This window comes from Streptomyces sp. NPDC016459 (genome assembly GCF_040632845.1).
Taxonomy (GTDB): domain Bacteria; phylum Actinomycetota; class Actinomycetes; order Streptomycetales; family Streptomycetaceae; genus Streptomyces.
This window is the reverse complement of the sequence record NZ_JBEYCR010000002.1, coordinates 869,641-896,411: the sequence shown is the minus strand read 5'-3', so window position 1 is coordinate 896,411 and position 26,771 is coordinate 869,641. Positions and strand designations below refer to the sequence as shown.

Genomic DNA, 26,771 nt, shown 5'->3' with positions numbered 1-26,771 from the left:
CCCGCGGCGGCGCGGTCGGACGGCGATCAGCAGATCCGGGGCAGCTGCTCCCCCATCGGCAGGTCGACCACGCGTGTGCCCCCGAGGCACGTGCGGGCCACCACCATGCCCGGGTGTGCCTCCACGGCCTCACCGATCACCGTCGCCGCCGCGCCCAGGGGGTGCGCGCGCATCGCGTCCAGAACCGCGTCCGCGTGCTCGCGAGGGACGAACGCGACCAGCTTGCCCTCGTTGGCCACGTACAGCGGATCCAGGCCCAGGATGGCGCAGGCGTTGGCCACGGTCGGCGGGACAGGAATACTGCGTTCCTGGATGACCACACCGGTGCCGGAAGCGGCAGCGATCTCGTTGAGCGCGGCGGCCAGGCCGCCGCGGGTGGGATCCCGCAGGACGTGCAGGTCCGGGGTGACCGCCAGCATGGCCTCGACGAGTCCGCCGAGAGCCGCGCAGTCACTCTCGATCTCGACGCCGAACTCCAGGCCCTCGCGCACACTCATGATCGTCACGCCGTGGACGCCGATGTCACCGCTGACGATCACCACGTCGCCGGGAACGACGCGCTGCGGCCTCAGGTCGACCCCTGCCGGGATGAGACCGATTCCGGAGGTGTTGATGTAGATGCCGTCCCCGTGACCGGCTTCCACGACCTTGGTGTCGCCGGTGGCGACTTCCACCCCCGCTGCCCGCGCGGCCGCCCCCATGGCCTCGGCCACGCGTGCCACCACGGCGACCTCGACGCCCTCCTCCAGGATGAATCCGCAGGACAGGTATGCGGCCCGGGCGCCGCTCATGACCAGGTCGTTGACGGTGCCGTTGACGGCGAGGTCACCGATGCTTCCGCCGGGAAAGAACAGCGGCCGCACCACGAAGGAGTCGGTGGAGAAGGCCAGTCGCGCCCCGCCGAGCGATACGGCGGCGGAGTCGCCCAGTTGGGCCAGGACCTCTCCGCCGAAGGCCGGCGCGAAGATGTGCTGGACCAGTTCGGCGGAGAGTGCGCCGCCGCCCCCGTGGCCCATCACCACCCGGGGATGGTCGCGCAGCGGGGCCGGACAGGTCCAGGCGGTGAGGTCCGGTGCACGGAGCTGGGTGACGTCAGGCAACGGGGCTCGCCTCCAGGGGGGCAGGGGTGGTGTCGAGGCGCCGGTAGAGGTAGTACGCGGCACACGCCCCCTCGCTGGAGACCATGGTGGCCCCGAGCGGGCTGCGGGGAGTGCAGGTGGTTCCGAACGCCTCGCACTGGTTCGGCTTCAGCAGGCCTTGCAGCACCTCGCCGCTCCGGCACTCGGCCGGCTCCCGGGTGTGGATGCCGGTCACCGAGAAGCGGTACTCGGCGTCGTAGTCCCGGTAGCGGGGGGACAGTCGCCAGCCGCTGTCGGGGATCACTCCAATGCCGCGCCAGGCCCGGTCGGTGACCTCGAACACGTCCTCCAGCATGGCCAGGGCGGAGGGGTTTCCTTCGGGCCGGACCGCACGCGAGTAGGCGTTCTCGACCGTGTGCTCGCCGCGCTCCAGCTGCCGTACGGTCCGGCGTACGCCTTCCAGGATGTCCAGCGGCTCGAATCCGGTGACCACGATCGGGACGCGGTACCGGTCGGCCAGAGCGGGATACTCACCGACGCCCATGACGCTGCAGACGTGTCCGGCCGCGAGGAAGGCCTGGACCCGGCAGTCCGGGGACTGCATGATCGCCTCGATCGCCGGGGGGACCCGCACGTGGGACACCAGCAGGCTGAAGTTCCGGATGCCCAGCCGACATGCCTGGTGGACCGTCATGGCGTTGGGCGGCGCGGTGGTTTCGAAGCCGATACCGAAGAACACCACCTCGCGATCCGGGTTCTCCCGGGCGATCCGCAATGCGTCGAGCGGGGAGTACACCACCCGTACATCGCCGCCCTCGCCGCGGACCTGGAAAAGGTCGCGGCCGGTGCCGGGGACGCGGAGCATGTCCCCGAACGAACAGAAGATCACCTCGGGGCGGGAGGCGATCTCCAGCGCCTTGTCGATGACCTCCAGCGGAGTGACACACACAGGGCAGCCCGGCCCGTGGATCAACTCCACCAGATCAGGGAGGAGCTGGTCGATGCCGTGCCGGATGATCGTGTGCGTCTGTCCCCCGCACACCTCCATGAGGGCCCATGGTCTGGTCACCGTGGAATGGATGTCGTCGAGCAGGCGGCGGGCCAGGTCGGGGTTCTGGAATTCGTCGATGTACTTCACTTCTGGGCCTCCTGCGGTGCTTCACTTCCGTCGGGCCACGGGGCTCCGCCCGCCTCCGCGGCCAGTTCCCACGGGTCTGCGAACTCCTCCTGGAGCATCCCGAGAGTCGCGAAGAGGTCGAGCGTCTGCCTCGCCGACTGCTCGTCCAGGCGCTGGAGGGCGAATCCGACGTGCACGATGGCGTACTCGCCGACCTGGAGGTCCGGCAGGTATTCCAGGCACACCTCCTTCACGACGCCGCCGAAGTCGACGGTGGCCATACGAGTGCCGTCACGAACCTCGATGTCCATCACTTTCCCGGGTACCGCCAGGCACATGGGACTTCTCCTCGCTGTGGTGGTCCGTGCCCCGCCTTGCGGGGGGCGTCAGTCGGCGGTTCCGTGTCCGGCGATCACCAGTTGGCCGAGCGCCAGTCCCCCATCGTTCGGGGGCACCTGGTGGTGGCGCAGCACCGTGAAACCGTCCTTCCGCAATGCCTCGGCGCAGGCCGAGGAGAGCAGAACGTTGGCGAACACACCGCCGGTCAGGGCGACGGTGTCCAGCCCGTGCCGCTCGCGTGCCACGACGCAGGTGCGGTGGACGAGGGCGGCGACCGCGCGGTGGAAGCGTGCCGCGACGAGTGCCGGTGGGACACCGGCGCGTACGTCGTCCGCGATCGCCTCCAGGACGGGCGCGGGGTCGGCGGTCCACGAGGCCCCGACGGCTCGCTGAGGGGGTCGGAGGTCGAACGCGTAGCCGGTACGACCGTCCGCGGTGCCGGCGCTCTCGGCGGTGAGCGCCGCGGCCTCCAGTTCGACGGCGGCCTGCGCCTCGTATCCGGCCCGGTGGCACACCCCCGCGAGCGAGGACACGGCGTCGAAGAGCCGGCCCATGCTGGAGGTTGGTGCGCAGTTCAGGTTCCGCTTCATCTGGGTTTCCAGCACCCGCCGTTCGTCGGGCGGGCAGACCGCTACGCAGGGCAGGTCGTCCGTCCAGGCGATGCCGGCCGCGCGCAGGTGGGCCAGTGCCATGCGGTAGGGCAGGTGCACGGCGGCGTCGCCGCCGGGCAGCGGGACATAGGCGAGGTGGGCGAACCGGGTGAAGCCGTCGTAGTCGGCGAGCAGGAACTCCCCGCCCCACACTGCCCCGTCGTCGCCGTATCCGGTGCCGTCGAAGGCGACGCCGATCACCTGGTGGGTGCCGTCCAGTCCGTGCTCGGCCATCGCCGCCGCGACGTGGGCGTGATGGTGCTGCACGCGCACGAGCGGCCGGCCGGCCGCGTGCCGCTCGGCCCACTGGCCGGAGCGGTAGCCGGGGTGTCGGTCGGCGGCCAGCGCCAGGGGCTCCACCCCCGTGATCGACTCCAGCTGCCGCTCGGCGCGCTCGAAGGCGTACTGCGTGGCGAGGTCGTCCATGTCGCCGATGTGGGCGGACAGCCAGGCCCGGCGCCCGTCGGCCAGGCCGAACGCGTTCTTCAGGTCTCCCCCGACCGCGAGGGTCGGCCTGACGGCCACCGGCAGGGTGATCGGCAGGGGGGCGTAGCCGCGTGACCGGCGCAGGATCATCCGTTCACCGTCCAACACCCGCACCAGGGAGTCGTCGCACGGCACCTGGATCGGGCGGTCGTGCGTGAGCCAGGCGTCGGCCAGGTGGGCCAGCCGCTCCACTGCCTCCGCGTCGTCGGTGACGATGGGTTCGCCGGCCGTGTTCCCGCTGGTCATGACGAGCAGGCGCGGCCCGGTGGGGTCTGCGGGCAGGCCGAGCAGCAGGTGGTGCAGGGGTGTGTACGGGAGCATGACACCCAGGTCCGGACTGCCGGGCGCTACCGCGTCCGACACACCTGGGCCCCCGAGCCTCGGTAGCGGCGTCGCCCGGCGGCGCAGGAGGACGATGGGCCGCACCCCTCCGCTCAGCAGGGCGTGCTCCTCGGGGCCGATGTGAACGAGGTGCTCGACGTCGGCGCTGTCGCGGGCCATGAGGGCGAAGGGCTTGTCGCCGCGGGCCTTGCGGCGGCGCAGCAGGGTTACGGATTCGTTCTGGGAGGCGTCGCATGCTAGGTGGTAGCCGCCGAGGCCCTTGACCGCGAGGATGGCGCCGTCGGCCAGGAGTCTGCGGGCCTCCGCGACGGGGGCCGCGGCGGGCCCCTCAATGGGCGGGCCGCCCTCGGCGGTGCGCAGCAGACGCAGGCGGGGCCCGCATCCGGGGCAGGCGACCGGCTGTGCGTGGAACCGGCGGTCGGCCGGATCGGCGTACTCACGGGCGCAGTCGGGACACATCGGGAAGCCGGCCATGGTGGTGTGGGCCCGGTCGTACGGCAGGCCGGTGACGATGGTGAAGCGCGGGCCGCAGTGGGTGCACGTGATGAACGGGTGGCGGTGGCGCCGGTCGGACGGATCGGCCAGCTCGGCGAGGCATGCGGCACAGGTGGCCACGTCCGGCGAGACCAGCGTGCGCGCGGGTCCCTCGGACCGGGAGGCGATGATGGTGAACCCCGCACCGCCGGAGGCGGGAACGTCCTGGTGGTCGACGGACTCCACCACGGCCAGCGGGGGTGCTTCCGCGGCGATCCGGTCGCAGAACAGTGCCACGGCGGACGGCGTCCCCTCGACCTCCGCCACCACGCCTTCCTCCGTGTTGCTCACGTGGCCGGACAGCTCCATGGCCGTGGCCAGGCCGTACAGGAACGGCCGGAAGCCCACGCCTTGGACGACCCCCCGGACCATGACCCGGCGGCGCTGCGATGCGGGGACGCCGACAGTTCCCGGGTGCGGAGCGCTCACGCGCGGGGCTGGGCAGCGGGGCCGGCGGATGCCGCGTACGCGGACTGCCCGCGACCATCCGCACAGTCGTGGGGGTGGGGATGGGTGTGGGAGCCGTTCATCTGCGGGGCGCCGTCCGCGTGGTGGTGGTGACCGCCATGCCGGCGGCCCATGACCGGATCGTGTGCCGGCGCTCCGTCCGCCACCGCCATCGCCCGTTCGAGCACCACGCCGACCCCTTCGCCCCGGCGGGCGGAGGTCAGGACCACCTCCACTCCGGGGTTGACCTGCTCGACGTGGGCGCGGAACGCCGGCTCGTCAAACCCGACGGCATCGGCGATGTCGGTCTTGGTGACCACCACGAGATGGGCGAGGCCGAAGGCGGTGGGGTACTTCAGCGGCTTGTCCTCGCCTTCGGTGACCGAGGCGAGTACGACCCGCAAGGCCTCACCGAGGTCGTAGGAGGCGGGGCAGACCAGGTTTCCGACGTTCTCCACGAACACCAGCCGGGTGGTTTCCGGCAGCCATCCCTCGAGATGCCGGCCCAGCATGTCCGCCTCGAGGTGGCACAGTCCGTCGGTGAGGACCTGCTTGACCGGCACGCCGGAGCGGGCCAGGCGCCTGGCGTCGTTCTCCGTGGCGAGATCGGCGGTCAGCGCGGCGACCGGCACTCCCCGCTCACGTGCGAGGAGGAGTTCGCGCTCCAGCAGGGCCGTCTTCCCGCTCCCGGGGCTGGACAGCAGGTTGATCACGGTGGTGCCCCGGGCTGCCAGCTCGGTGCGCAGCGCGTGGGCGGTACCCTCGTTCTTGGCGAGGACCGCCTGTTGCAGGTCGACGACTCGGCACATGGTTCAGCGCTCCTCGGAGACGGGTTCTCGGGTGCGGTCACGGGCCGGACCGTCTTCCCACCGCACACTGGTGATCTGCAGCTCGCGGCCGGAGAGAAGTTCGGCGGTCGCCTGACCGCACGCCGGGCAGCACAGTTGCGGAGGCGTGCCGACCGCCCATTCGTCCACGCAGGTCGCGCAGCGGGCGCGGCCGGGCACCGGTTCGGCGATCAGTTCGGCGCCCTCCAGGACGGTCCCCGCGCAGGCGAGCTCGAAGCAGAAGGCCAGTGCGTCGGGGACGACCCCGGCCAGCTCACCTACCTGGAGCCGCACGGAGGTGACGGCGGTGACGCCGCCGGATTTTGCGGCCGCCTCCTGCACTTGGGCGACGACGGCCATCGCGATGGACATCTCGTGCATCGGTCTCCGTCCTGGCGGAGGCCGGTAAGGGTGTGACCGGTCCGCTGGGCACCATTACACGGCGGCCTGCGGGGGCGGGCTCCGTGGCTCGCCGATGCCGCGCCCCGCGTGCCCCCGTTCGGTGCAGCGGCCGCGTCACATCCTGCGGATGTGCAGGTAGCGCCTGATGTCGGGCAGGACCTGCCTGACCAGGGCCAGGAGGACGGTGGCGGCGACGGCGCTGCCGATCATGGACTTCTTCATGGTGTGCTCCTCATTTCCCGGCCGGTGGGGCAGCGACGTTGTGTGCGGGCGCTTCGTGAGTGTTCTGGCGTACGAGGTCCAGGACGCATCGAACGGCCTCGGGTACGGCGGCGGCCACCTCGGGGCTGAGGCCGATGCCCTCCTCGACGGACACGGGTTCGCATCCCACCACCAGCGTGCGCCGCGGAGGCGTCGCACCGGTTCCGGCACACAGGGTGTCCAGCAGGGCCAGGACCGCGTCGGGCGACATGTGGTGCCCGTCGAGCACGGCCCCCTCGGGCTCAATGCCGCACGACGTTCCGGCTTCGATGAGGTACACGGTCCCCGGGTCGCCGTCGCGTGCCGTTGCGTCCACGAGGATGAGCGTGTCGTATCCGTCGAGCAGTTGGTACGCGAGGTGTACGCCCCGTACTCCGATGTCCACGACCTCGACGTGTTCGGGGAGCCGGTGCCCGGCCAGCGCGCGCACCGTCTCCACGCCGAAGCCGTCATCACCGAGGAAGATGTTGCCGACTCCGGCGACCAGGGTCCGGCCGCTGCCGGGCGGGGCGGGGTTCACGCGTCCTCCGGGAGGGCTACCTCGTCGGGCTGGAAGTACAGGAACCGTCCCTGTTCGCGGCGGATGTCCGCGCCGGGATCGCCTTCGACGGTCACGGCGAGGTGCACTCCCCCGTCCACGTCGTGGAGTACGGCCTCGACCAGGGCGCTGCGCCCGTGCAGGAACAGGTCCTGTGCGTCGGTGCGGCGCAGGCCGGGGCGCAGCAGCACGCGGCTGCCCGCGGCGACCGGGCGGCCGTCGACCAGGACCTGGTCGGTGGCCGGGTCGAGACCGGCGTCGCCCGCGGGATCCCACCAGGGCGTGTCGGGACGGGAGACACCGGGTGCGTCGAACGGGTCGGGCGGGATGGGCGAGCCCGCACCGGAGAGGCCGGACGGGCCTGGTTCGGTGACCTCGCGCAGGGCCCGTACCGCTCCGTGGAGTCGCTCCAGGACCTCGGGCGGCATGGAGTCGGCCAGGTCGATCACGGCGGCGGCCTTCGCGTCGGTCCCGCGGGCCTCGCGCTTCTCCTGATCGGTCAGGGCCGCGGTGCGCAGGGCGAGGATCTCGTCGATCTCGGTAGCGTCGTAGAGGGCCCCCGGGCTCTCCGGGGCGATGGCGGGGTGGTCCTCCAGGATGATCGGGGAGGACAGCACCAGGTCGGCGCGACCGGGTTCGCCGGCCAGCACCGGCCAGGTGTTCCGGTTCCGGCAGGACGCCACCGCGCCTTTGGCCCACTCCGGCGGGTCCGTCATCGAGACGAACGAGCCGGTGTCGAGGCAGAGCATGAGGTGCGTGGAGACGAGCGAGTGGGGCAGCGCGGCGTCTCGGTCGCCGCCCCCGTCGGCCGGGGCCCACGTCGTGGTGTTCTCCACCACGGCCGTCAGCCGCATCACCCGGTACGGGCCGTCGAGTTCGCTCGCGGACAGCCGTACGACGCCGACGGCCTCGTCGTACCGGCGGACCAGCCGGCCCACCAGCGTGCCTTCCGCGTCGTGAACCGGTTCGGTCTCTTCACCAGCGGGCCGGGTGAAGGGGACGACGATCCCCTCCCCGGTCAGCTCGGCCACGGTCGCGACGATCTCGACGCGTTCTTCGATGCCTTCGTCCCAGGGGACCAGGACGCGGTCGTGGAGGTGCAGTTCCGGCACCGTTTCGAACGTGCCGTCCGGCCGGGCCTCTTGGACGGTGCGCCGCTGGGCGCGCAGGAACCGCACCTCGGCCGCCAGCGTGGCGCCCGCTCTGGGTTCCATCAGGCACTCGGTGCGCTGGAAGGCGTGTTCCTCACGGTCGGCGCCGAAGGCGGGCGGTACGAGCACCCCGAACTGCCAGCGCAGCCGGTTCTTGGCCGCCGAGGCCCGGTAGGGATAGAGCACGTAGCCCTCGAAGAGGACCGCGTCGGCCACCTGCCGCGCGGTCGCGAAACGGGACTCCAACTCCGGGCTGAAAACGGCCGTCGTGGTCATGTCGCCGTCCTGTCGGTGACGCGCGGCGGTACGGCACCGGAACGGGGCAGTCTACGGTCCGGTGTCCGGGGAACCGTGGGGGCGGCCTCCTCCAGGAGTGCCCCAAGGGCGGCCTCCCACGAGGGCAGCGCCCGGCGCGAACGGAACGCGAGAAGGGCGTCCATGGTGTCGCGGGGCAGACGGATCCAGCCGCAGCCGGGAAAGTGCTGTTCGAGCATCTCCCGCCATACCTCCACGGGCATCCGGTAGGTCGCTTCCCGGTCCCAGGGCACCGGCTCGACGCGGAATCCGCCGGCGCCGGTGAAGGCCGTTCCCGAGAAGAGCATGAGCAGCGGCACCTCGCCGCCCGAGAGGGCCTCGGCGTAGCGGGTCGCGGCGACGTCCATGTCGTAGGTGCAGGGCACGACGAGGTCGATTTCCATCTCCCCGGTGAAGCTGGGAACCATGAGGGAGACCTGCGCGAACTGCACCGGCTGGAGTGTCGTGCCCCAGCGCGAGCGCTCGCCGAAGAGGTCGGCCAGCTTGCCCGCCTCCTGCTCGTCGTAACCGCGGCGGGCCGGTTCGATGCGGATCTGGCAGCGGAGCGCGAGGGCGTGCACCCGGGTCTCGTCCGACGCGGTGACGCGCAGCCGGAAGACCAGGGTGGGGCCGGCGGCGTACGGGTCGGCGCGCACGCCCGTGCAAGCGAAGGAGAGCTCGGTCATGGCCTGCTTCCCTCGGTGACCGGCCGGGCCCGCTGCCCGACATGCGCGAAGAACGCCCGCAGAGCGGCCCGTGCCTCCGCTCCGCCGTCGAACCCCTGCCACAGCAGGCGCATTCGGCCCACCAGTTCGTAGCAGATGTCGATCGGCACCAGGTAGCACTCGGTGCGGCCCTCGTCGCGGCGCAGCAGCAGCGCCTCCACATCGGGTTCGAGCATGGCGGCCAGCCGGCTTGTGCCGAGTACGGTCTGCCAGGTCGCCGGGTCGAGTTCGCTCTCCGTGGCACCGGCCGGGCTGGGGTAGAGCGCGACCAGCCGGTCCAGTGCGGCGTTGCGGAAGAAGAAGGCGACACCGACCGGGATCTGCAGGAGGTCCCAGGCGGCGGCGTCGAAGGCGTGCCCTGGGTCGGCCAGGTAGCGGTCCGGGACCGTGCGGAAGCGGCCGCCGCCGGCGCCGTGCTGTGCGAAGAGCAGGGAGCACGAGGTGCAGGCGCAGGCCAGGGAGCGCTTCTCGGTGTCCACCAGGTGGCGGTGGTTGTCGTCGGCGACCGTCACCCCGCACAGATCGCACCGTTCCTGCTGCGGCGCACGCGGTCCCGCGAACCGGCGCAGACCCCGCATCCGCGCGCCGGGTGCCGAGTGCTGTGGCCGGACCTGTGGCGCGCTCACGGCGCCGTCGCCGGAGCCGGCCGGCCCGCTGCGCCGGTGGGCGGACGCGTGCCGATCTGGAGCAGGGCCGGCTCGCGGGAGGACGGGGTCTCTTCCAGTTGCACGTGGCTCACCTCCGGGGCGAAGCAGGCCAGGGCATCCTCCACGGCCTGCCGGGCCGACGGACCCGTGCTGGAGCAGCCACAGCCTGAGCCGCCACCGGACGGGGCGGTCGAGCGCAGCCGCAGGGTGCCGGTGGCTTCGTCGAATCCGGCGAGCTCCACTCCGTGCTCCCGGACGCTCTCCAGGGCGCGGGAGATCCGTGCCGAGGTGTTCTCGGGGTGGACGTCGTGCAGGACCAGCAGACTGGAGACCAGTTCGTCGCCGAGCAGCCCGCTCAGCGGGCCGCTCGGCGCCGTGCGCGCCGCGGGGGCTTGCAGCAGCGTCACGATCCGGGCGAGGCCCGCGCCGTAGAAGTCCATCAGGACCCGGACCAGTTCCTCGGCCGCCGCAGCCGCCGCGGTGTCCCCGGCGGCGGTCAACCGGTCGAGGATCTCTTCGACGCGCCGCCCGGCCTCCTCCGCGCTCTGAGACCGCGGAGCCTCTGTCGCGCTCATCCGGCCAGGCCGCTCAGGCCGGTCGGCATGTGCATCTTCTGCACGGTCTTGCCGCCGCCCACGTACATGTGGACGCCGCAGGGCAGGCAGGGGTCGAAGCTGCGGACGGCGCGCATGATGTCGATGCCCTTGAAGTTCTCCGGCGGGTTCTCCTCGAAGATGGGCGTGTTCTGCACGGCGTCCTCGTAGGGCCCGGGGGTTCCGTAGGTGTCGCGGGTGCTGGCGTTCCACGGGGTCGGCGGGTAGGGGTGGTAGTTGGCGATCTTGCCGTCGCGGATCACCATGTGGTGGGAGAGGACACCGCGTACCGCCTCGGTGAAGCCGACACCCAGGCCCTCGTCCGGTACCTCGAACTTCTCCCAGGTCTGGGTTCGTCCGGCGCGCACCTCCGCCAGACCCTGCTCCGCGCAGTGCAGCGCGATGGCCGCGGCGTAGGCCTGGAAGTAGGTACGGGCGCGGTTGCGTTCCAGCGCGTTGCTCCACTTCGGGATCTTCCACTCGAAGCGGGTCTCGGGCTTGGTCATGGTGCGGGGAAGGGTGATGACGACGCTGTGGCCGGTGGCCTTGACGTAGCCGACGTCGACGAGGCCGGACAGGGCGGTCGACCACAGGCGGGCGATGGGGCCGCCTCCGGTGTCGAGCGCGAGGTAGTCCTTGCCGTCGAACCAGCGTGGCGACATCACCCAGCTGTAGTTGCCGTTGAAGTCCCGCTTCTGGGGGGCCGGGATCGTGTGCTGGTTCCACGGGTGGCGCGGGTCGACGGGGTTCCCGAGCGGGTCGTGCGTGACGAACTGCTCCTTGCCGGCCCAGTCCTCGTAGTAGGAGCTGCCCAGGAGGATGCGGATGCCGAGGTTGATCTCGGTGAGGTCGTTGGTGACCAGCTTGCCGTCCACGACGATGCCCGGGGTGACGAACATCTTCCGTCCCCAGTCGGTCATGTTGGCGTACGTGAAGTCGCAGTACTCGGGGTCGTTGAGGGCGCCCCAGCAGCCGAGCATCACGCGCCGGCGGCCGACCTCCTCGTACCCGGGAAGGGCTTCGTAGAAGAAGTCGAAGAGGTCGTCGTGGAGCGGCACGACGCGCTTCATGAACTCGACGTAACGCATGAGGCGGCTGAGGTAGTCAGTGAAGAGCTGGACGGACGCGATGGTGCCCACGCCGCCCGGGTAGAGGGTGGAGGGGTGCACGTGGCGGCCCTCCATCAGGCAGAACATCTCCCGCGTGTACCGGCTGACTTGCAGCGCTTCGCGGTAGAACTCGCCCTCGATGGGGTTGAGGGAGCGCATGATGTCGGCGATGGTCTTGTAGCCGTGGTCGCCGGCGTGCGGGGCCTCGGTGCGCTCGGCCAGCTCCAGGACCCCGGGGTTGGTCTCGCGGACCATCTTCTCGCAGTAGTCGACCCCGACCAGATTCTCCTGGAAGATGTTGTGGTCGAACATGTACTCGGCGGACTCGCCGAGGTTGATGATCCACTCGGCGAGGTGCGGCGGCTTGACGCCGTAGGCCATGTTCTGCGCGTACACCGAGCAGGTGGCGTGGTTGTCGCCGCAGATGCCGCAGATGCGACTGGTGATGAAGTGCGCGTCACGAGGGTCCTTGCCCCTCATGAAGACGCTGTAGCCGCGGAAGACCGACGAGGTGCTGTAGCACTCCGCCACCCGCTTCTGCTTGAAGTCGATCTTCGTGTGGATGCCGAGACTGCCCACGATCCGGGTGATCGGATCCCAGGCCATCTCCACCAGGCCACTGCCGTCGTCGCCGGCCTTCGTCGTCGGTGCCATCTTCTGCGCAGCGCCCTTCTTCAAGACTTCGTTACGGATGGGGGTCGGATCAGGACGGGATGATCAGCCGGGGGCCGACCGGGACCGCGACCGAGGTGGCGGCCGGGGTGGTGCTGTGCGCTTCGCGCATCCGGAGGTCGGTCACCAGGGCGGCCGGTAGCCGGTCGTCAGCTCGTCTCCCGTGTGACGCCACTTCGGCTCCTTGTCCACGGTCTTGGCCGTGATGGAGCGGAGTTTGCGGACGACGGCTCCGTACGCACCGCTGGCCGCGCTGGAAACCTTGCCGCCGGGCGGCTCGTCCATGAACGGCATGAACTTGTCGGGGAAACCCGGCATGGTGCAGGCGATGCAGATACCGCCGACGTTCGGGCAGCCGCCGATGCCGTTCATCCACCCGCGCTTGGGCACGTTGCACTTGACGACGGGCCCCCAACAGCCGAGCTTGACGAGGCACTTGGGCGAGTCATACGTGGTGGCGAACTGGCCCTGCTCGTAGTAGCCGGCCCGGTCGCACCCTTCGTGCACCGTGGCCCCGAACAGCCACGTCGGACGCAGCTTGTCGTCCAGCGGAATCATCGGGGCGGATCCCGCGGCCTGGTAGAGCAGGTAAGTGAGGGTCTCGGAGAAGTTGTCAGGCTGGATCGGGCAGCCCGGTACGCACACGATCGGGATGCCGGCCTTCGACTTCCAGTCCCAGCCCAGGTAGTCGGGTACTCCCATGGCACCGGTCGGGTTGCCGGCCATCGCGTGGATGCCGCCGTACGTGGCACACGTTCCGATGGCGACGACCGCCAACGCCTTGGGCGCCAGGCGGTCGATCCACTCGCTGGTCGTGATCGGCTGGCCGGTCTCCGGGTTGTCCCCGAACCCGCACCAGTACCCCTCCCGTTTGATCGACTCATTGGGAATGGATCCCTCGATGACCAGCACGAACGGGTCGATCTCACCACGCTCGCCTTTGAAGAACCACTCGATGAACGTGTCCGCCCCACCCACCGGTCCGCACTCGAAGTCGATCAGAGGCCAGTGGACCGCGATCTTCGGCAGACCGGGCAGCACGCCGAGCACGATCTCCTCGATGCTCGGCTGCATCGCGGCCGTCAGGGCCACCGAGTCGCCATCGCAACTCAGCCCCGCGTTGATCCAGAGGATGTGGATCGGGGACTCGTCCCCCTCGGGTGTGCCGGGGACGGTCTCGGGCGGGGCCGGGGTCGGCGTTGCTGCATCCATGGGGCCAAGCCTCCTAGGGGAGGAATACGACGAAGCGGTTCATATTCCCTTCGCATTTCTTGATAGCAGGCAGCCGGTCACCCCGCGACAGCGCCGGGGGCGAACTCGGCGCCGCCTCGGCGTGAGGACGCCCGGGGCGCCGCCTTCCTCCCGGGGAGGGCCACGCCGATGTGTGGCGGTGTCCGGGCCGCGGGGTGTTTGCGCACGAAGGCCTTGCGCAGCGCGTGGTACGGGGCCTCCGGGTCCGAGAAGGTACGGAGCATGTGGGCCAGTTCCTCCTCCCGGTAGGAGGCCAGCGGCTTGGCCGCCTCGTGCCGCTCCCGTTCGGCCTTCTTGGCCGCGATCCGCGCCTGCGTCGCGGATGAGGACGCGAGCCGCGCGGCCAGGCGACCGGTCTCGGCGGCGAAGTCCTGTGGCCCGCATTCGACCGTACGGTCCACCAGGCCGAGCCCCAGTCCGGCTGCGGCGCTCACCGGGAGGGCCTCCCGCATGAGCCTGTCGGCCACCGCGGGGCCCACCCGTCGGGGAAGCGTGTAAGTCCAGTACTCGGAGCCGTACAGGCCCATCAGGCGGTAGTGCGGGTTCAGCACCGCGCCCGTCCTGCACCACACCTCGTCCGCGGCCAGGGCCAGCATCACCCCGCCCGCGGCCGCATTGCCGCCCACGGCGGACACCACCAGTCGGTCGGTGGTCGTCAGAACGGCCTCCACCAGGTCATCCATGGCGTTGATATTGGCCCAGGACTCCGCGCCGGGGTCCTCGGCCGCCTCGATCACGTTCAGGTGGATCCCGTTGGAGAAGAAGTCCCGGCCACCCCCGAGCACCAACACGGACGTGGGGCGAGAGGTGGCCGTCCTGTAGGCGCGCAGCAGACGGCGGCAGTGCGGGGTGCTCATGGCGCCGCTCGGGAAGGAGAAGGAGAGGAAGCCGACGGGGCCGTCCTCCCTGTAGCGGATGTCGGCCCAGGTTCGGAGGGAGGACCGGGCATCCGGCGGTGCGGGGTGTTCGCGCAGCCTGGGCAGGCTGTCGCCGAGGGCCAGAACCGCGGGGAGCTTGAACGTGGCCGGTCCGCCGGGTACGCGCCGCGGCCGCAGCTCCGGGATCCACACGGCGCCATCGGCGGTCGCCCGGCAGACTGCCCCTGACCTGGTGGCCAGCAGCTCCCCCGGGCGGCCGCGAAGGTCGTCCTCCGGGTGACCGCCGTGCAGATACCACTCCCGGCCCAGCAGTTCGTCCAGCACGCCGGGGAACGAGTCGGCCGCGCGCAGTTTGCGGACCACGGTCTCGGTCGAGTCCGACTCCCAGCGGATGCGGCGCAGCCCCTGATCGAAGTAGGCCCGACTGCACGCGACGCCCTCTTCACCTCCGCCGGCCTGGGGCTGAGGCTGAGGCCGAGGAGAGAACGTACCCGAGGCGAAGCGCTCGACGGCCAAGAGGATCGCGGCCAGCGCGGCATCGGAGACCTCGTTGCGGTACAGGTCACTCTTGCCCACGGGCGGCACCGGGCAGGCGACCGACGCCCAGACGTCGCCTGCGTCCATTTCGGCGTTGGCCTGCAGGACGGTCACTCCCCACCGGCTCGCTTTCTCGTGGATCGCCCAATCGAGGGAGGACGGTCCACGGTCACCGACGGGGCCCGGGTGAACGATGAGGCACGTGTACGCCTCCCATACCTTTGGCGGGAGGGCACTCTTCAACATGGGTGCCACGACGAGATCGGGCCGGTGACGGGAGACGGCGTCCCACAGGGGTACGCCCTCGAGGGCCAGCTCCACGGTCACGCTGTGCCCGTGGTCACGCAGTTCCGCGTGAGCCCGTTGCGTCAGGCTGTTGAACGCGCTCGCGACGAGCAAGATGTGCATCGGCAGGCTCCCGGTGACCGTCGACTTCACGGCCAGGACGAGACCGGACCTGCGGGTGATGCTCAAGCACGCACGACGCGGTGCCGGCGAAGCCGGACCGGGGGGTCACCCGGAAGTGGGCACCGTGGCCGCCAATCGCAGTCCTCGCGTGATTCTCCGCGGCGGCTACAGGTTCGAAGGGGGATCCGTCACTCCGCCGGGCGTCAGCCGCCTGACCCATCAGTGGCGATCTCCCACAACCTGTCCGGAACAATCCCACTCCACGCCCACCGCGACCCCGGATATGAAGGTCAAGTACACGGAGACCGCGCGCGGCGGTCTCGCGGTGAACATCATCGAGTGCTGACGTCGTAGGCCCTGACCGGCGCGTCGGCGCTGTCACTCGACGCCGTCGTGGCCGCCACCGCGCTCACCTCGCCGACCCGAGTGACCGTCCTGACACCGGACCCCGAAGACCTCCTGATGCTCTGCGGCCCCAGCGTCCGCATCATCAAGGTCTGACCGTGAGGCCGCGCCCTCCCCGAGGGTCCGGGCGGGATCGGGACGGCGCCCACCGGTCTACCGCCCCGACGACGGTATCTAGGGCCGCGAGGTGAGAATTTGCCGTACGGCGCGGGAAGGGTTTTTACCGTAAAGAACTGCGCCGGGTTATCTCTCGTACACGGACTGCTGCGGCGTGCTACTGTCGAAGCGTTCCTGTATCTCCGGCGATTCTTCCTGTCGGGCCATCATCGAGTTCTCCCGAGGAGATATGACATGGCATCCGGCACGGTGAAGTGGTTCAACGCAGCCAGGGGTTTCGGTTTCATCGAGGAGGACGGCGGCGGCACCGACGTGTTCGCCCACTTCTCGAACTTCGCCGATCAGGGCGTGATGGAACTACTCGAAGGCCAGAAGGTCGTCTTCGAGATCGCGCAGGGCCAGAAGGGTCCGACGGCCGAGAACATCGTCCCCGCCTGATACTGACGCATTGTGTAGCTGGGGCCCGCATCCCTCGGGGTGCGGGCCCCAGCTGCAGGCATTTCCCGCCTCTCAAAGAATTGACGAGGCGAGTTTCTTTTCGCATTCATTCGGTTCGTTCCTGTGATTCCCCGCGCTGTACTTCTGCTGCGGGAATACCTCGATACGTGCCGTGTCGAGGAAGGTTCTGAGTGAACCCCGTACGTACCAGCAGTCGTTCTTCCCGCACCCCCCGCCGCACCGGCGGTCGCACATACGGCTCCGCCGCCGGTTCCGCCGCCGGTTCCGCCCGGGGCGGTCGCTCCGGCTCGTCCGCGCCGAGCCGCTCCGGCGGCTACGGCCGGCGCCCCGCCGCGGTCCAGGGCGAGTTCGCCCTGCCGAAGACCATCACCCCGGCGCTGCCCGCCGTCGAGTCGTTCGCCGACCTCGACATGCCGAAGACCCTGCTGGCCGCGCTCACCGCGCAGGGTGTCGCCGTGCCGTTCCCGATCCAGGGCGCGACGCTGCCGAACTCCCTGGCGGGCCGTGACGTGCTGGGCCGCGGCCGGACCGGCTCCGGCAAGACCCTCGCCTTCGGCCTGGCCCTGCTCGCCCGCACCGCCGGGAAGCTCGCCGAGCCGCGTCAGCCGCTGGCCCTCGTGCTGGTCCCCACCCGGGAACTCGCCCAGCAGGTCACCGACGCCCTCACCCCGTACGCCCGCGCCGTCAAGCTCCGCCTGGCCACCGTCGTCGGCGGGATGCCGATCGGCAGGCAGGCGGGGGCGCTGCGCGGCGGCGCCGAAGTCGTCGTCGCCACGCCCGGCCGTCTCAAGGACCTCATCGACCGCGGCGACTGCCGGCTCGACCAGGTCGAGATCACCGTCCTGGACGAAGCCGACCAGATGGCCGACATGGGCTTCATGCCGCAGGTCACCGCGCTGCTCGACCAGGTCCGCCCCGAGGGCCAGCGCATGCTGTTCTCGGCGACGCTGGACCGCAACGTCGACCTCCTGGTGCGCCGCTACCTCAGCGACCCCGTCGTGCACTCCGTGGACCCCTCCCAGGGCGCGGTCACCACGATGGAGCACCACGTCCTGCACGTGCACGGCGCCGACAAGCACCGGCTGACGACGGAGATCGCGGCGCGCGACGGCCGGGTGATCATGTTCCTGGACACCAAGCACGCCGTGGACCGCCTCACCGAGGACCTCCTCGGCTGCGGTGTCCGGGCCGCGGCCCTGCACGGCGGGAAGTCGCAGCCGCAGCGCACCCGCACCCTGGCCCGGTTCAAGACCGGTCACGTCACCGTGCTGGTGGCGACGAACGTCGCGGCGCGTGGCATCCACGTCGACAACCTCGACCTCGTCGTCAACGTCGACCCGCCGACCGACCACAAGGACTACCTCCACCGCGGCGGCCGTACCGCGCGGGCCGGCGAGTCCGGCAGCGTCGTGACCCTGGTGACCCCCCAGCAGCGCCGTGACATGACCCGCCTCATGACGGCCGCGGGCATCGTGCCCCAGACCACGCAGGTCCGTTCCGGCGAGGAGGAGCTCAACCGGATCACCGGTGCCCGCACCCCCTCCGGCATTCCCGTGACGATCACCGCGCCGCCCGCGGAGCGGCGTGGCCCGCGCGGCGCGTCCTCCCGCGGCCGGCGCGGTCCCGCCTCGACCGCGCGGCGCGCGAACGCGCGGCACTCCGCCGTCGACAGGGCGGCCTGAACCACCCCGTGAGCAGGGTCACGGCGGCCCCAACCGCGCCGTGACCAGAGGAAGCCGACCCATCTCCGCAGGAGGCATCATTTGACGCCGGTCACGACGCAGCCCCCCTCGGCACTCATCGCCGCCCCCACGCAGAGGACCGTGGCCGACGCCATGGACACGGCCGGGCCGCGGGTCGGCGACAGCATGACCGTCGAGGTGGCCCTGTCCGTCATGGCCGGTGCCCGCACCGGGCACCTCCTCGTCTGCGACGACGACGGCCTGTTCACGGGCCTCGTCACGTCGGCCCGGCTGACCGCCGTCCGTGACGGCTCCGCCTACACCGACCGGGTCCGGCTGCGCGACATCCTCGGCGACCGCGGGCCGTTCGCCTCACCCGCGACCGCGATGGCCGAGGCCCAGCACCTCATGCGCTACCGCCGGCTCCCCGCCCTGCCCGTCCTCGACGAGCAGGGCAGCGCACTGGGCGTCCTCGTCCTCGCGCGCTGAACCGCCTCACGGCGGCAGAACCCTCTCCCTTCTCTCCTGTGAGGCATCATGCGCTGTGTCATCGCCCGCTTCCCGTTCGACCTCACCAAGAGCGGTGTCCTGCAGTCCATGCAGGGCGTCAAGCCCGAGACGGTCGTCGGCGAGTCCGTGATCATCGGCCGCCGTACGTACCCCCTCATGCAGGTGGGCCAGGTCCTCACCCGTCAGGACCGCCGCGACTTCAGCTCCGGTGAGGTCCTGCGGGCCATGACCAAGCTCGGCTTCACCTGCCGCAACCTCCCGCAGGCCGCCGCGCCCGCCCGCGCCGCCCTGAACCCGCTCCAGCACGCCTCCGCGATGCTCGGCGTGGCGCCGACGGTCTGATCTTGCAGGGCGGGCCCGTACGACGGGTCCGCAGGACGGTTCCGGGGGGCTCGCCCGAGCGGCGGCCCCCCGGAGGCGTGCCCAGGGGCGGGCGGGCCCGGTTCGGGTCACACGCGCGGCGGTCCGCCGCGGGACCGGCCGGCCTTGTCCGGTCGACGCTCAGGGGACGATGCCGTGAGGATCCGGCACGACGGTGAGCAGCGCCGAGACGACGACGATCGCCGCGAGGACGGACACCTCCACGCGCGCGGGTGCCTGGGCGTTCCCGCCGGACAGCATCCGCCCGCGGGCGGCGAGCGCGAGCAGACTGGCGCCGCCGAACAGCACCAGCTTCACCAGGAGGATCCGGCCGTAGGCCGTGCTCAGGACGGCGTCGAGCGGCAGTCCGCGCAGGGTCGAGACGGTGCCGGTGACCACGAGGGCGGCGTACACCCAGGCGGCCATCCGGGCGTACCTGACGAGGACATCGCGCCCTCCGCCCCGCAGCCGCATGGTGCGCAGCACGTACAGGAGCGTGCCGGCCCACAGGGAGGCGGCAGTGAGGTGGACGACGGTGAGGGAGGCCCCCACGAGGGGCTGGTACGTCTCCGGGTGGGCGCGCATCGCCTCGGCTCCGACGGCGAGGGCGAGCGGCAGTGCGGCGAGCGCGGGGCGCCGGGAGGCGGCGCAGAGGGCGGCCAGGACGAAGGCGTCGGCCGTGACGAGCAGGAGGCGGCCTTCGCGGAGCCCGTACGCGACGGTCGGGCCGAGTCCGCTGACGGCGGCGAAGAGGAGCAGGAGCCCGGCCGAGGCGGCCGCGGCGAGGAGGGCGGCGGGTGCGGACCAGGCGCGGGGCCGAGGCCCGGCGCGGGCGAGCCGGTTTCCGGCGAGTTCACCGGCGTGTACGGCCAGACCGGTGAGGACGAGGAGCCGTAGCAGCGTGGTGATGCCGTCGGCGGGTATGCGGAGCTCGCCCGTGCCCGTCTGCGCGAGACCGGCGCCCAGCAGGGCGACGACCAGGACGGCCACGACGGCGAGGACCGCCGCTGTCAGACGGCTCGGGGTACCGAAGGGTCCGGGAAGCGTCACCGGACGATCGTCACCGAGCCCCGGACGGGCGGCAACTCAGGGTCGCTCCGCCCGTCCGACCCGGCGGATCAGGCCTTGCTGAGGTGGGCCCAGAACTCGTCCCAGGACAGCCGGCCGTCGCCGTTGGCGTCGCGCTGCTTGATGAGCACCTCGGCGACCGTCTCGGTGACGTTGAAGTCGCCCAGCTGCGCCATGACGCTCTTGTACTCCGCGGCGGTGATGAAGCCGTCCCCGTCCACGTCGTACCGGTTGAATGCCGTACGTGCCGACTCGATGTCCGCCACTGCTTCCGCCCCTTCTCGGTGCTTATCTGACGGGGGTCAGATTAGCTGGCCCGGCCGGTCCGGCCGCGCGGGGTCTCGGGACGGGCTACCGGAAGATGCCCGTGTGGCCGAGGGAGTAGCGGCCCGGCTGGGGGTAGACGGCGAGGCCGTGGGGGCCGCTGCCGACCGGGATGCGGGCGAGCTGTCTGCCGGTGGTGGTGTCGATCGCGTAGACCTCGGAGTCGTAGCGGCCGGAGAGCCACAACACCTTGCCGTCGGCGGAGACGCCTCCCATGTCGGGGGAGCCGCCGTCCGGCAGCCACCACTTCTTGGTGAGCTTGTTCTTGGCGAAGTCGAAGACGGAGACGGAGCCCTCGCCGCGGTTGGGGACGTACATCTCGCGCGAGTCCCGGCTGATGTAGAGGCCGTGGCAGCCCTTGCCGGTGGGCAGCAGGGTGGGGGTGGTGAACTTCTCGCCGTCGAGGACCCACATGCCGTGCGCCATCATGTCGGCGACGTAGAACGTCTTCCCGTCCGGGGAGATCTTCACGTCCTGCGGCATGGCGCCGTCGAGGGGCAGCTTCTGCTGGCCGATCACCTCCATCTTCTCGGTGTCGACCTTGAGCAGCTCGCCGGAGAACTCGCAGGAGACGACGAAGTACCTGCCGTCGGCGGAGAAGTCGGCGTGGTTGACGCCGTAGCAGCTGACCGGGACGGTCTTCTTCCGCTCCATGGTGTGGGGGTCGCGGAAGACGAGTTCGCGGTCGAGGGAGGCCATCACGACGGCGTACCTGCCGTTGGGCGTGAAGTACAGGTTGTACGGGTCGTGGACCTCGACGGGTTTGCCGGCGGCGCCGGTGGCGGGGTCGATGGGGGTGAGCGTGTGGCCCCGGTTGTTGTTGACCCAGAGGGTCTTCATGTCCCAGGAGGGAACGACGTGCTGGGGCTGGACGCCGACGGGGATGGTCTCGACGACCTGGTAGGTGGCGGGGTCGATGACGGAGACGGTGTTGGAGTTGGTGTTGGGGACGTAGATGCGGGAGGGGAAGTCCTTGACGACCGGGGAGAGCCGGTTCGGCCGGTCGGCGGCGTAGACGTCGTTCGGGTCGAGCAGCGGCGGCATGCCGGGGAGTCCGGCGGGCACCACGGGGGCCTTCTTGACGGGAGCGGCCTTCTTCACCGGGGCGGCTCCGTCCCCCGGGTCGCCGCCGCCGCAGCCGGCGAGGGCGGTGAGGAGGGCGGCGGCGACGAGGGTCCTGGTGCGCTTCGTGCGGTGTGCCATCAGGTCAGCAGCTCCGTGGTGGTGACCGCGCGCAGCCCGCGGCGGTCGAGGTCGGCGAGGAGGAGGGGCAGGGCGGCGGCGGTGACCGGGTAGCCGAAGTGCAGGCTGACGACGGAGCCCGCGCGGGCCGTGCCCGTGACGTTGCGGACGACGGCGGCGGCGTCGGGCGTGGTGAAGTCGAGGGAGTCGACGTCGTACGAGAGGACGTGCGGGTAGCCGGCGCGGTGGGCGGCGCGCAGGACGGCGGGGGCGGCGTGCCGGGTGCGGGAGGGCCGGAACCAGGTGCCGATGGAGCCGGTGAGGCGGCGCAGCCGGGTGGCGCAGGCCTGGATCTCGGCGTGGGCGTCGGCTTCGGTCAGGGCGTTGACGTCGGTGTGGTGCTGGGTGTGGTTGCCGAGTTCGTGTCCGCCGTCGAGGACGCGCCGGGCCATGTCGGGGTGGGCGTCGAGCCAGCTGCCGACGGCGAGGACGGTGACGCGGGCGCCGGCCTTCTCGGCCTGGGTGAGGAGGGTCCGGGCGAGGGCGGGGTCGCCCTGTCCGTGGAAGGTGAGGGCGACGCGGGGCCGGTCGCGGGGGCCGTGGGCGATCTCGGCGGGCTGTCCGGGGAGGCGCCGTGGGGCGGGGGCCGCCTGGGGTGCGGGGGCGGGGCGCCGTGGGGTGGGGGCGGCGGGGCGTGGCTCCGTGCCGCAGGCGGTGGCGAGGGCTCCCGCGAGGGCGGCGGCCGCACCCGCTCGGAGGGCGTCGCGGCGGTCGGTCGACTTCACGCGACCATTTAAGGGCGGTAAAGGCCGATTGGTGCCGATTGGGCCAATTCAGGACGTTTGCGAGCCCCTCGGGGGAGTCCAGCATGCGGACGATCACGGGAAACAATCGATGAACCGCATAGCCATTCACTGTTTACAAGGCGGGTGCTGCATGTCACCAACGATTCATCATGCAACTGTCACGGTTTGCCCTGCATTGCCCCAGTAGGAACTTTTGGCGGCAAGGCCACCCGTCTGCCATAGTCGGAGCCACGACCCCCATTGACCCGGGCCAGGTCGTCCGAGCGGCCGTGGATACACCCCCCCCCGTCCACGGCGCATCACACGGAAGCCCCCACGCACCCCACCACGGCGCACGGGGGCTTCCGTGCGTCCGGGAGCGCCGGAGAGGACCGGGCGTTCAGCGGTCGGAGACCCGCATCTCGAACCAGGTCGTCTTGCCGCGCGGCGCCAGGTCCACGCCCCAGCGGTCCGACAGCTTGTCCACGAGGAAGAGCCCCCGGCCGCTCGTGTCGAGCTCGTGCACCGGCATCAGACAGGGCAGCCCGCGCGAGGGATCCCTCACCTCGACGCGGATCCAGCCGCGCCGCCGCTGTAACCGCAGCGCGAAGACCCGGGCGCCGGTGTGCCGGACCGCGTTCCCGACGAGTTCCGAGACGAGCAGCACGGCGTGCTCGGCGATCAGCGGCCCGAGCCCCCACTGCCGCAGTACGACGTGCTCGGTGAGCCTGCGGGCCACCCACGCGGACTCGGGACGGGACGGCAGCCGGACGTCGTCGTCCGCCGGATTACCGTACAACTCCATGACGTCGACGGCCTGTTCCTCGTCCGCGACCGGTGACCACCGCGCTGCCGCGGCGCTCGCGCGCTGCCACGGCTGCTCCCTACCCTCCAGGCCCGCCATGCCCCCCATCATGGCCGCACGGAGGCGTCCGCGGGGGCCGTTCCGACGGAATCGACCCCCGGAACAACCCGTCAGGCGAACTTCGCCTTCCCCGGGCCCTCCTCCACGAAGCTGCGCATGCCCGTCTCGCGGTCCTCGGTCGCGAACAGACCGGCGAACCAGGTGCGCTCGATGGCGAGACCGGTGTCGATGTCGGCCTCGAGACCCTGGTCGATCGCCTCCTTCGCGGCCCGCAGCGCGACCGCCGGGCCCTGCGCCAGCTTCGCCGCCCAGGCGTGCGCCTGCTCGTACACCTCGGCGGCCGGGACGACCCGGTCGACCAGACCCAGTGTCAGGGCCTCGTCGGCCTTCACCATCCGGCCGGTGAAGATGAGGTCCTTCGCCTTCGAGGGGCCGACCAGGCGGGACAGGCGCTGGGTGCCGCCCGCGCCGGGGATCAGGCCGAGGAGGATCTCCGGCTGGCCCAGCTTCGCGTTGTCGGCGGCGATCCGGTAGTCGGCGCAGAGCGCCAGTTCGCAGCCGCCGCCGAGGGCGTACCCGGTGATCGCGGCGACGACGGGCTTGGGGATGCGGGCCACGGCGGTGAAGGAGTCCTGGAGCGCGCGGGAGCGCTTGACCATGGCCACGTGGTCCATGACCTGCATCTCCTTGATGTCCGCGCCGGCCGCGAACACCTTCTCGCCGCCGTAGAGGACCACGGCCCGCACGTCGTCGCGGTCGGTGGCCTCCTGGGCCAGCTCGCGCAGCCGGTCCTGGGTGGCGACGTCCAGGGCGTTCATCGGGGGGCGGTCGAGACGGATCGTGCCGACGCCTTCGGCGACTTCGAGGTTCACAGTCATGGAAGGAAGGTTAGTGTCCGTTAACGCCGGGGGGCCCGGTGCTGTTGCTCACAGCACCGGGCCCCCGTCGGTCGCGTATGGCTACGCGATCCACTCCGACCAGTCCATGTTCCAGCCGTTGAGGCCGTTGTCCGGCTTGATCTGCTTGTCCTTCGAGTTCTTCACGACGACCACGTCACCGATGATCGAGCGGTCGTAGAACCAGGCCGCCGGCATGGAGCTGTCGCCCGCGCCCCGGGCGTCCTGGAGACCGACGCAGCCGTGGCTGACGTTGGCGGAGCCGAAGGTGTCCGCCGAGGCCCAGTAGTTGCCGTGCACGAAGGTGCCCGAGGTGGACAGGCGCATCGCGTGCGGCACGTCCTTGATGTCGTACTCGCCGCCGAAGCCGACCGTGGCCCCGTTCATGCGGGTCACCTTGTACTTCTCGCTGATGACCATCTGGCCGTTGTACGTGGTCGTCGACGGGGCGCCCGCGGTGATCGGGATCGTCTTGATGATCTTGCCGTCGCGCTCGATCTTCATCGTCTTGGCGCCGGCGTCGACGGTGGAGACCTGACGGCGGCCGATGGTGAAGGACACCGTCTTCTTCTGCTTGCCGTAGACACCCGGGCGGCCCTCGACGCCGTCCAGGTTGAGCTCGACGGTGACTTTGGTGCCCGCGGCCCAGTAGTTCTCCGGGCGGAAGTCGAGGCGGTCGTTGCCGAACCAGTGGCCCTCGATCCGCACGGCCGGCACGGCCGTCACCTTGATGGCCTTCTCGACGGCCTCGGGGTCGGTGATGCCCCGGGTGAAGTTGATGGACACCGGCATGCCGACGCCGACGGTCGAACCGTGCTCCGGCGTGTAGTGGCCGATGAAGGTGTTCTTCGGGACCAGGGTGGTGAAGGTGGTGTCCTTCGCCGACTCACGGCCCTCGGCGTCCTTCGCGATCGCGTGGACCTTGTACTGGGTCCCTCCCGCCAGGTGGGCGGTGGGCGTCCAGCTGCTGCCGTCCGCCGAGACCTTGCCCTCGACCGCGGTGCCCTTGGAGTCGGCGACCGTGACCGTGGTCAGCTTGCCCTGCGCCGCGGTGACCTTGAGGGCCCCGCTGGTGGCGACCGACTCGGCGCCGTCCTTCGGCAGGATCGTCACGACCGCCTGGGAGGCCGCGTTCCCCTGTGTGCCGCCCCCCTGGGCCGCCGGCCCCTGTCCCCCCGTACCGCCGGCCGTCTCACCGCCGCCGCAGGCGGTGAGCACCAGGAGCATCGCCCCCGCCGCCAGGGCCTGCAGCCGGACGCCCCCGCGTCCTCGGCCCCGCCGCTTCGTCCCTACCGATGTCCCCGATATCGGCTGCGCGTTCACTGTGGTCGTCTCCCCTCGCACGGCCTGGCACCGCCACGGCCCCACCCCCGTGCGCATTCACTCGCGCACACGGCGCTAGATAATCACACCGCAGGACACGAAAGATCCTCGTGAATGTCACCGTTCAGTCCCGATCGACCTGGTAAGACGACGGAAGTGCCGGACGGTGCGAGGGCGACGAGGGGTCAGTGCAGAGCGGAGCCGGCCTTCCACCGGTTCCACTCCATGTTCCAGCCGCCGAGGCCGTTGTCGGGAGCGACCTTCCGGTCACGGGAGTTGACCACTTCCACCACGTCGCCGATGAGCGTCCGGTCGAAGAACCAGCCCGCGGGCGACTGGGCGCTGCCGCCCTTCTCGTCCCGCAGCCCCACGCAGCCGTGGCTGACGTTGGCCGTGCCGAACGTACCGGGCGAGGCCCAGTAGTTCCCGTGCAGGAAGGTCCCGGACTCGGTGAGCCGCATCGCGTGCGGTACGTCCTTGATGTCGTACTCGCCGCCGAAACCGACCGTGCGCCCGTCCATCCGCGTCACGTCGTACAGCTCGGTGACGACCATCTTCCCGTTGTACGTGGTGGTCTTCGGCGCCCCCGCGGTGATCGGCAGGGTCGCCAGGACCGCGCCGTCCCTCCTGACCTCCATGGTGTGCGCGGCGGCGTCCACCACGGAGACCTGGGAGCGGCCGACGGTGAAGCCGACCGTCTTGCGCTGGATGCCGTACACCCCCGGCGCCCCCTCGACGTCCCGCAGGCCGAGGCGGACGGTGACGCGGGTGCCCGGCTGCCAGTACGCGGCGGGGCGGAAGTCGAGCCGCTCCTTGCCGAACCAGTGGCCGACGATCTCCACCGGCGGCTCCGAGGTGATCCGGATCGCCCGCTCGACCGCGGCGCGGTTCTCGATCGGCCGGTTGAAACCGAAGGAGACGATCATGCCGGTGCCGACCGTGGAACGATTCTCCGGCTTGAAGTAACCGATGAAACGGCTCTCCGGCACCACGGTGGTGAAGGTGGTGTGCCGCGCGGAGCGGCGCCCGTGCGCGTCGAGCGCGACCGCGTCCACGCTGTACTTGGCGGCGAGCGCCAGCCGGGCGCCCGCCCGGGGCCGCCAGCGCAGCCCGTCCGGGGAGATCTCCCCCGCCACCTCGGTCCGCTGGGCGTCCTCCACCTGGACGACGGTCACCCGTTCGAGGCGCCCGCTGTCCACCTTCACCTCGACCGGTCCCTCGGCGCTCACCCCCCGGCTGCCGTCATCCGGGCTGACCCGGATGACGTCACCCGGGGCCCGCGCCTTGCCCGGCAGCGAGATGTCGATGCCCCGTCCGCCACCGCTTCCCGTGCAGCCCACGAGGCCCGCCATCAAGCCCGCCACCGCGAGGGCGTAACCCGCCCGCTTCCATACATGTGTCACGCCCCGCCCAACGACGGCCACCCTCCAGGGGAAACGTCCGTACGGGTCATGTTGGGAGCGCGGTGGCGCGGGCAGAACAGGAGGAGACCCCACGCGGGAGCGGCG

Annotated in this window: 27 protein-coding genes and 1 pseudogene; 6 read left to right on the top strand and 22 right to left on the bottom strand. The window is 71.1% G+C overall.

Annotated elements, in window-relative coordinates; genetic code table 11:
• Positions 1-26: 26 nt before the first annotated feature.
• The 14 genes from hypE to ABZ567_RS09700 all read right to left on the bottom strand — a co-directional run bounded on the left by hypE (position 27) and on the right by ABZ567_RS09700 (position 15,287).
• Entirely contained in the window at positions 27-1,100 is a 1,074-nt protein-coding gene (hypE, locus tag ABZ567_RS09765; protein WP_360786364.1) for a hydrogenase expression/formation protein HypE, read from the bottom strand.
• Positions 1,093-2,217 carry a hydrogenase formation protein HypD gene (hypD, locus tag ABZ567_RS09760; protein ID WP_360786363.1) on the bottom strand — a complete coding sequence of 375 codons (1,125 nt, stop codon included), beginning with the start codon at positions 2,215-2,217 and terminating at the stop codon, positions 1,093-1,095. The genes hypE and hypD overlap by 8 nt, the downstream gene beginning before the upstream one ends.
• Positions 2,214-2,534, bottom strand: a complete 321-nt coding sequence (locus tag ABZ567_RS09755) for a HypC/HybG/HupF family hydrogenase formation chaperone (protein ID WP_360786361.1) — start codon at positions 2,532-2,534, stop codon at positions 2,214-2,216. The genes hypD and ABZ567_RS09755 overlap by 4 nt, the downstream gene beginning before the upstream one ends.
• Positions 2,535-2,582: 48 nt before the next feature.
• Positions 2,583-4,919, bottom strand: a complete 2,337-nt coding sequence (hypF, locus tag ABZ567_RS09750; protein WP_360786540.1) for a carbamoyltransferase HypF — start codon at positions 4,917-4,919, stop codon at positions 2,583-2,585.
• Positions 4,920-4,972: 53 nt separating this feature from the next.
• Positions 4,973-5,803 carry a hydrogenase nickel incorporation protein HypB gene (gene hypB / locus ABZ567_RS09745; RefSeq protein WP_360786359.1) on the bottom strand — a complete coding sequence of 277 codons (831 nt, stop codon included), beginning with the start codon at positions 5,801-5,803 and terminating at the stop codon, positions 4,973-4,975.
• Between the two features lie 3 nt (positions 5,804-5,806).
• Entirely contained in the window at positions 5,807-6,202 is a 396-nt protein-coding gene (gene hypA, locus ABZ567_RS09740) for a hydrogenase maturation nickel metallochaperone HypA (RefSeq protein ID WP_360786357.1), read from the bottom strand.
• A 253-nt stretch (positions 6,203-6,455) separates the two neighbouring features.
• Positions 6,456-7,004: a hydrogenase maturation protease gene (locus tag ABZ567_RS09735; protein WP_360786355.1), complete on the bottom strand. Its 549-nt coding sequence runs from the start codon at positions 7,002-7,004 to the stop codon at positions 6,456-6,458.
• Positions 7,001-8,449, bottom strand: a complete 1,449-nt coding sequence (locus tag ABZ567_RS09730; protein WP_360786354.1) for a hypothetical protein — start codon at positions 8,447-8,449, stop codon at positions 7,001-7,003. Before ABZ567_RS09730 ends, ABZ567_RS09735 begins: the two co-directional genes overlap by 4 nt.
• Positions 8,446-9,153: a DUF6084 family protein gene (locus ABZ567_RS09725; protein WP_360786352.1), complete on the bottom strand. Its 708-nt coding sequence runs from the start codon at positions 9,151-9,153 to the stop codon at positions 8,446-8,448. Before ABZ567_RS09725 ends, ABZ567_RS09730 begins: the two co-directional genes overlap by 4 nt.
• Positions 9,150-9,770: a DUF5947 family protein gene (locus ABZ567_RS09720; RefSeq protein ID WP_360786538.1), complete on the bottom strand. Its 621-nt coding sequence runs from the start codon at positions 9,768-9,770 to the stop codon at positions 9,150-9,152. Before ABZ567_RS09720 ends, ABZ567_RS09725 begins: the two co-directional genes overlap by 4 nt.
• 44 nt (positions 9,771-9,814) lie before the next feature.
• Positions 9,815-10,414 (bottom strand): hypothetical protein, encoded by a 600-nt coding sequence (locus ABZ567_RS09715; RefSeq protein ID WP_360786350.1) that lies wholly within the window; start codon positions 10,412-10,414, stop codon positions 9,815-9,817.
• On the bottom strand, positions 10,411-12,195 hold the full coding sequence (locus ABZ567_RS09710; protein WP_360786348.1) for a nickel-dependent hydrogenase large subunit: 1,785 nt from the start codon (positions 12,193-12,195) through the stop codon (positions 10,411-10,413). Before ABZ567_RS09710 ends, ABZ567_RS09715 begins: the two co-directional genes overlap by 4 nt.
• Positions 12,196-12,336: 141 nt before the next feature.
• Positions 12,337-13,425 (bottom strand): hydrogenase expression protein HypE, encoded by a 1,089-nt coding sequence (locus ABZ567_RS09705; RefSeq protein ID WP_360786346.1) that lies wholly within the window; start codon positions 13,423-13,425, stop codon positions 12,337-12,339.
• A gap of 77 nt (positions 13,426-13,502) precedes the next feature.
• Positions 13,503-15,287, bottom strand: coding sequence for a hydrogenase maturation protein (locus tag ABZ567_RS09700; protein ID WP_360786536.1), 1,785 nt, complete (start codon positions 15,285-15,287; stop codon positions 13,503-13,505).
• On the opposite strand from ABZ567_RS09700, the gene ABZ567_RS09695 reads away from it, so the two are divergent.
• From ABZ567_RS09695 to ABZ567_RS09670, 6 genes and pseudogenes are all read left to right on the top strand, one after another.
• Complete coding sequence (locus ABZ567_RS09695) at positions 15,256-15,633, top strand: hypothetical protein (protein ID WP_360786547.1); 378 nt, start codon at positions 15,256-15,258, stop codon at positions 15,631-15,633. The genes ABZ567_RS09700 and ABZ567_RS09695 overlap by 32 nt on opposite strands.
• Positions 15,634-15,665: 32 nt before the next feature.
• A pseudogene (locus tag ABZ567_RS09690) lies at positions 15,666-15,788 on the top strand (DNA-binding protein); the annotation flags it as partial.
• A 255-nt stretch (positions 15,789-16,043) separates the two neighbouring features.
• The gene (locus ABZ567_RS09685; RefSeq protein ID WP_360786344.1) at positions 16,044-16,247 is read left to right on the top strand and encodes a cold-shock protein; all 204 of its coding nucleotides are present in this window, start codon (positions 16,044-16,046) and stop codon (positions 16,245-16,247) included.
• A 191-nt stretch (positions 16,248-16,438) separates the two neighbouring features.
• A complete protein-coding gene (locus ABZ567_RS09680; protein WP_360786343.1) occupies positions 16,439-17,950 on the top strand; it encodes a DEAD/DEAH box helicase in 1,512 nt (503 codons plus the stop codon).
• 81 nt (positions 17,951-18,031) lie between these two features.
• Complete coding sequence (locus ABZ567_RS09675; RefSeq protein ID WP_360786341.1) at positions 18,032-18,439, top strand: CBS domain-containing protein; 408 nt, start codon at positions 18,032-18,034, stop codon at positions 18,437-18,439.
• Positions 18,440-18,487: 48 nt separating this feature from the next.
• Entirely contained in the window at positions 18,488-18,802 is a 315-nt protein-coding gene (locus ABZ567_RS09670; RefSeq protein ID WP_360786339.1) for an SCO5918 family protein, read from the top strand.
• Between the two features lie 159 nt (positions 18,803-18,961).
• On the opposite strand, the gene ABZ567_RS09665 is transcribed toward ABZ567_RS09670, so the two are convergent.
• The 8 genes from ABZ567_RS09665 to ABZ567_RS09630 all read right to left on the bottom strand — a co-directional run bounded on the left by ABZ567_RS09665 (position 18,962) and on the right by ABZ567_RS09630 (position 26,615).
• On the bottom strand, positions 18,962-19,870 hold the full coding sequence (locus tag ABZ567_RS09665; protein ID WP_360786337.1) for a CopD family protein: 909 nt from the start codon (positions 19,868-19,870) through the stop codon (positions 18,962-18,964).
• 68 nt (positions 19,871-19,938) lie between these two features.
• Positions 19,939-20,154 carry an EF-hand domain-containing protein gene (locus ABZ567_RS09660; RefSeq protein WP_073808354.1) on the bottom strand — a complete coding sequence of 72 codons (216 nt, stop codon included), beginning with the start codon at positions 20,152-20,154 and terminating at the stop codon, positions 19,939-19,941.
• 85 nt (positions 20,155-20,239) lie between these two features.
• Positions 20,240-21,415, bottom strand: a complete 1,176-nt coding sequence (locus tag ABZ567_RS09655) for a hypothetical protein (RefSeq protein WP_360786335.1) — start codon at positions 21,413-21,415, stop codon at positions 20,240-20,242.
• Positions 21,415-22,179, bottom strand: coding sequence for a polysaccharide deacetylase family protein (locus ABZ567_RS09650; RefSeq protein WP_360786333.1), 765 nt, complete (start codon positions 22,177-22,179; stop codon positions 21,415-21,417). Before ABZ567_RS09650 ends, ABZ567_RS09655 begins: the two co-directional genes overlap by 1 nt.
• A 400-nt stretch (positions 22,180-22,579) precedes the next feature.
• Positions 22,580-23,083: an ATP-binding protein gene (locus ABZ567_RS09645; RefSeq protein WP_360786331.1), complete on the bottom strand. Its 504-nt coding sequence runs from the start codon at positions 23,081-23,083 to the stop codon at positions 22,580-22,582.
• A gap of 71 nt (positions 23,084-23,154) precedes the next feature.
• Positions 23,155-23,922, bottom strand: coding sequence for an enoyl-CoA hydratase-related protein (locus tag ABZ567_RS09640; RefSeq protein ID WP_360786329.1), 768 nt, complete (start codon positions 23,920-23,922; stop codon positions 23,155-23,157).
• Between the two features lie 81 nt (positions 23,923-24,003).
• Positions 24,004-25,263 (bottom strand): Ig-like domain-containing protein, encoded by a 1,260-nt coding sequence (locus ABZ567_RS09635; RefSeq protein WP_360786327.1) that lies wholly within the window; start codon positions 25,261-25,263, stop codon positions 24,004-24,006.
• A gap of 185 nt (positions 25,264-25,448) precedes the next feature.
• Positions 25,449-26,615: an Ig-like domain-containing protein gene (locus ABZ567_RS09630; protein WP_360786534.1), complete on the bottom strand. Its 1,167-nt coding sequence runs from the start codon at positions 26,613-26,615 to the stop codon at positions 25,449-25,451.
• Positions 26,616-26,771 lie beyond the last annotated feature (156 nt).

What these genes read in the sequence shown, in the direction of transcription:
- ABZ567_RS09755 (WP_360786361.1), bottom strand. Translation starts at nt 2,534, where the DNA reads ATGTGCCTGGCGGTACCCGGGAAAGTGATGGACATCGAGGTTCGTGAC.
- hypF (WP_360786540.1), bottom strand. Translation starts at nt 4,919, where the DNA reads ATGGTCCGGGGGGTCGTCCAAGGCGTGGGCTTCCGGCCGTTCCTGTAC.
- hypB (WP_360786359.1), bottom strand. Translation starts at nt 5,803, where the DNA reads ATGTGCCGAGTCGTCGACCTGCAACAGGCGGTCCTCGCCAAGAACGAG.
- hypA (WP_360786357.1), bottom strand. Translation starts at nt 6,202, where the DNA reads ATGCACGAGATGTCCATCGCGATGGCCGTCGTCGCCCAAGTGCAGGAG.
- ABZ567_RS09730 (WP_360786354.1), bottom strand. Translation starts at nt 8,449, where the DNA reads ATGACCACGACGGCCGTTTTCAGCCCGGAGTTGGAGTCCCGTTTCGCG.
- ABZ567_RS09725 (WP_360786352.1), bottom strand. Translation starts at nt 9,153, where the DNA reads ATGACCGAGCTCTCCTTCGCTTGCACGGGCGTGCGCGCCGACCCGTAC.
- ABZ567_RS09720 (WP_360786538.1), bottom strand. Translation starts at nt 9,770, where the DNA reads ATGCGGGGTCTGCGCCGGTTCGCGGGACCGCGTGCGCCGCAGCAGGAA.
- ABZ567_RS09715 (WP_360786350.1), bottom strand. Translation starts at nt 10,414, where the DNA reads ATGAGCGCGACAGAGGCTCCGCGGTCTCAGAGCGCGGAGGAGGCCGGG.
- ABZ567_RS09710 (WP_360786348.1), bottom strand. Translation starts at nt 12,195, where the DNA reads ATGGCACCGACGACGAAGGCCGGCGACGACGGCAGTGGCCTGGTGGAG.
- ABZ567_RS09705 (WP_360786346.1), bottom strand. Translation starts at nt 13,425, where the DNA reads ATGGATGCAGCAACGCCGACCCCGGCCCCGCCCGAGACCGTCCCCGGC.
- ABZ567_RS09700 (WP_360786536.1), bottom strand. Translation starts at nt 15,287, where the DNA reads ATGCACATCTTGCTCGTCGCGAGCGCGTTCAACAGCCTGACGCAACGG.
- ABZ567_RS09685 (WP_360786344.1), top strand. Translation starts at nt 16,044, where the DNA reads ATGGCATCCGGCACGGTGAAGTGGTTCAACGCAGCCAGGGGTTTCGGT.
- ABZ567_RS09670 (WP_360786339.1), top strand. Translation starts at nt 18,488, where the DNA reads ATGCGCTGTGTCATCGCCCGCTTCCCGTTCGACCTCACCAAGAGCGGT.
- ABZ567_RS09655 (WP_360786335.1), bottom strand. Translation starts at nt 21,415, where the DNA reads ATGGCACACCGCACGAAGCGCACCAGGACCCTCGTCGCCGCCGCCCTC.
- ABZ567_RS09645 (WP_360786331.1), bottom strand. Translation starts at nt 23,083, where the DNA reads ATGGCGGGCCTGGAGGGTAGGGAGCAGCCGTGGCAGCGCGCGAGCGCC.
- ABZ567_RS09640 (WP_360786329.1), bottom strand. Translation starts at nt 23,922, where the DNA reads ATGACTGTGAACCTCGAAGTCGCCGAAGGCGTCGGCACGATCCGTCTC.
- ABZ567_RS09630 (WP_360786534.1), bottom strand. Translation starts at nt 26,615, where the DNA reads ATGGCGGGCCTCGTGGGCTGCACGGGAAGCGGTGGCGGACGGGGCATC.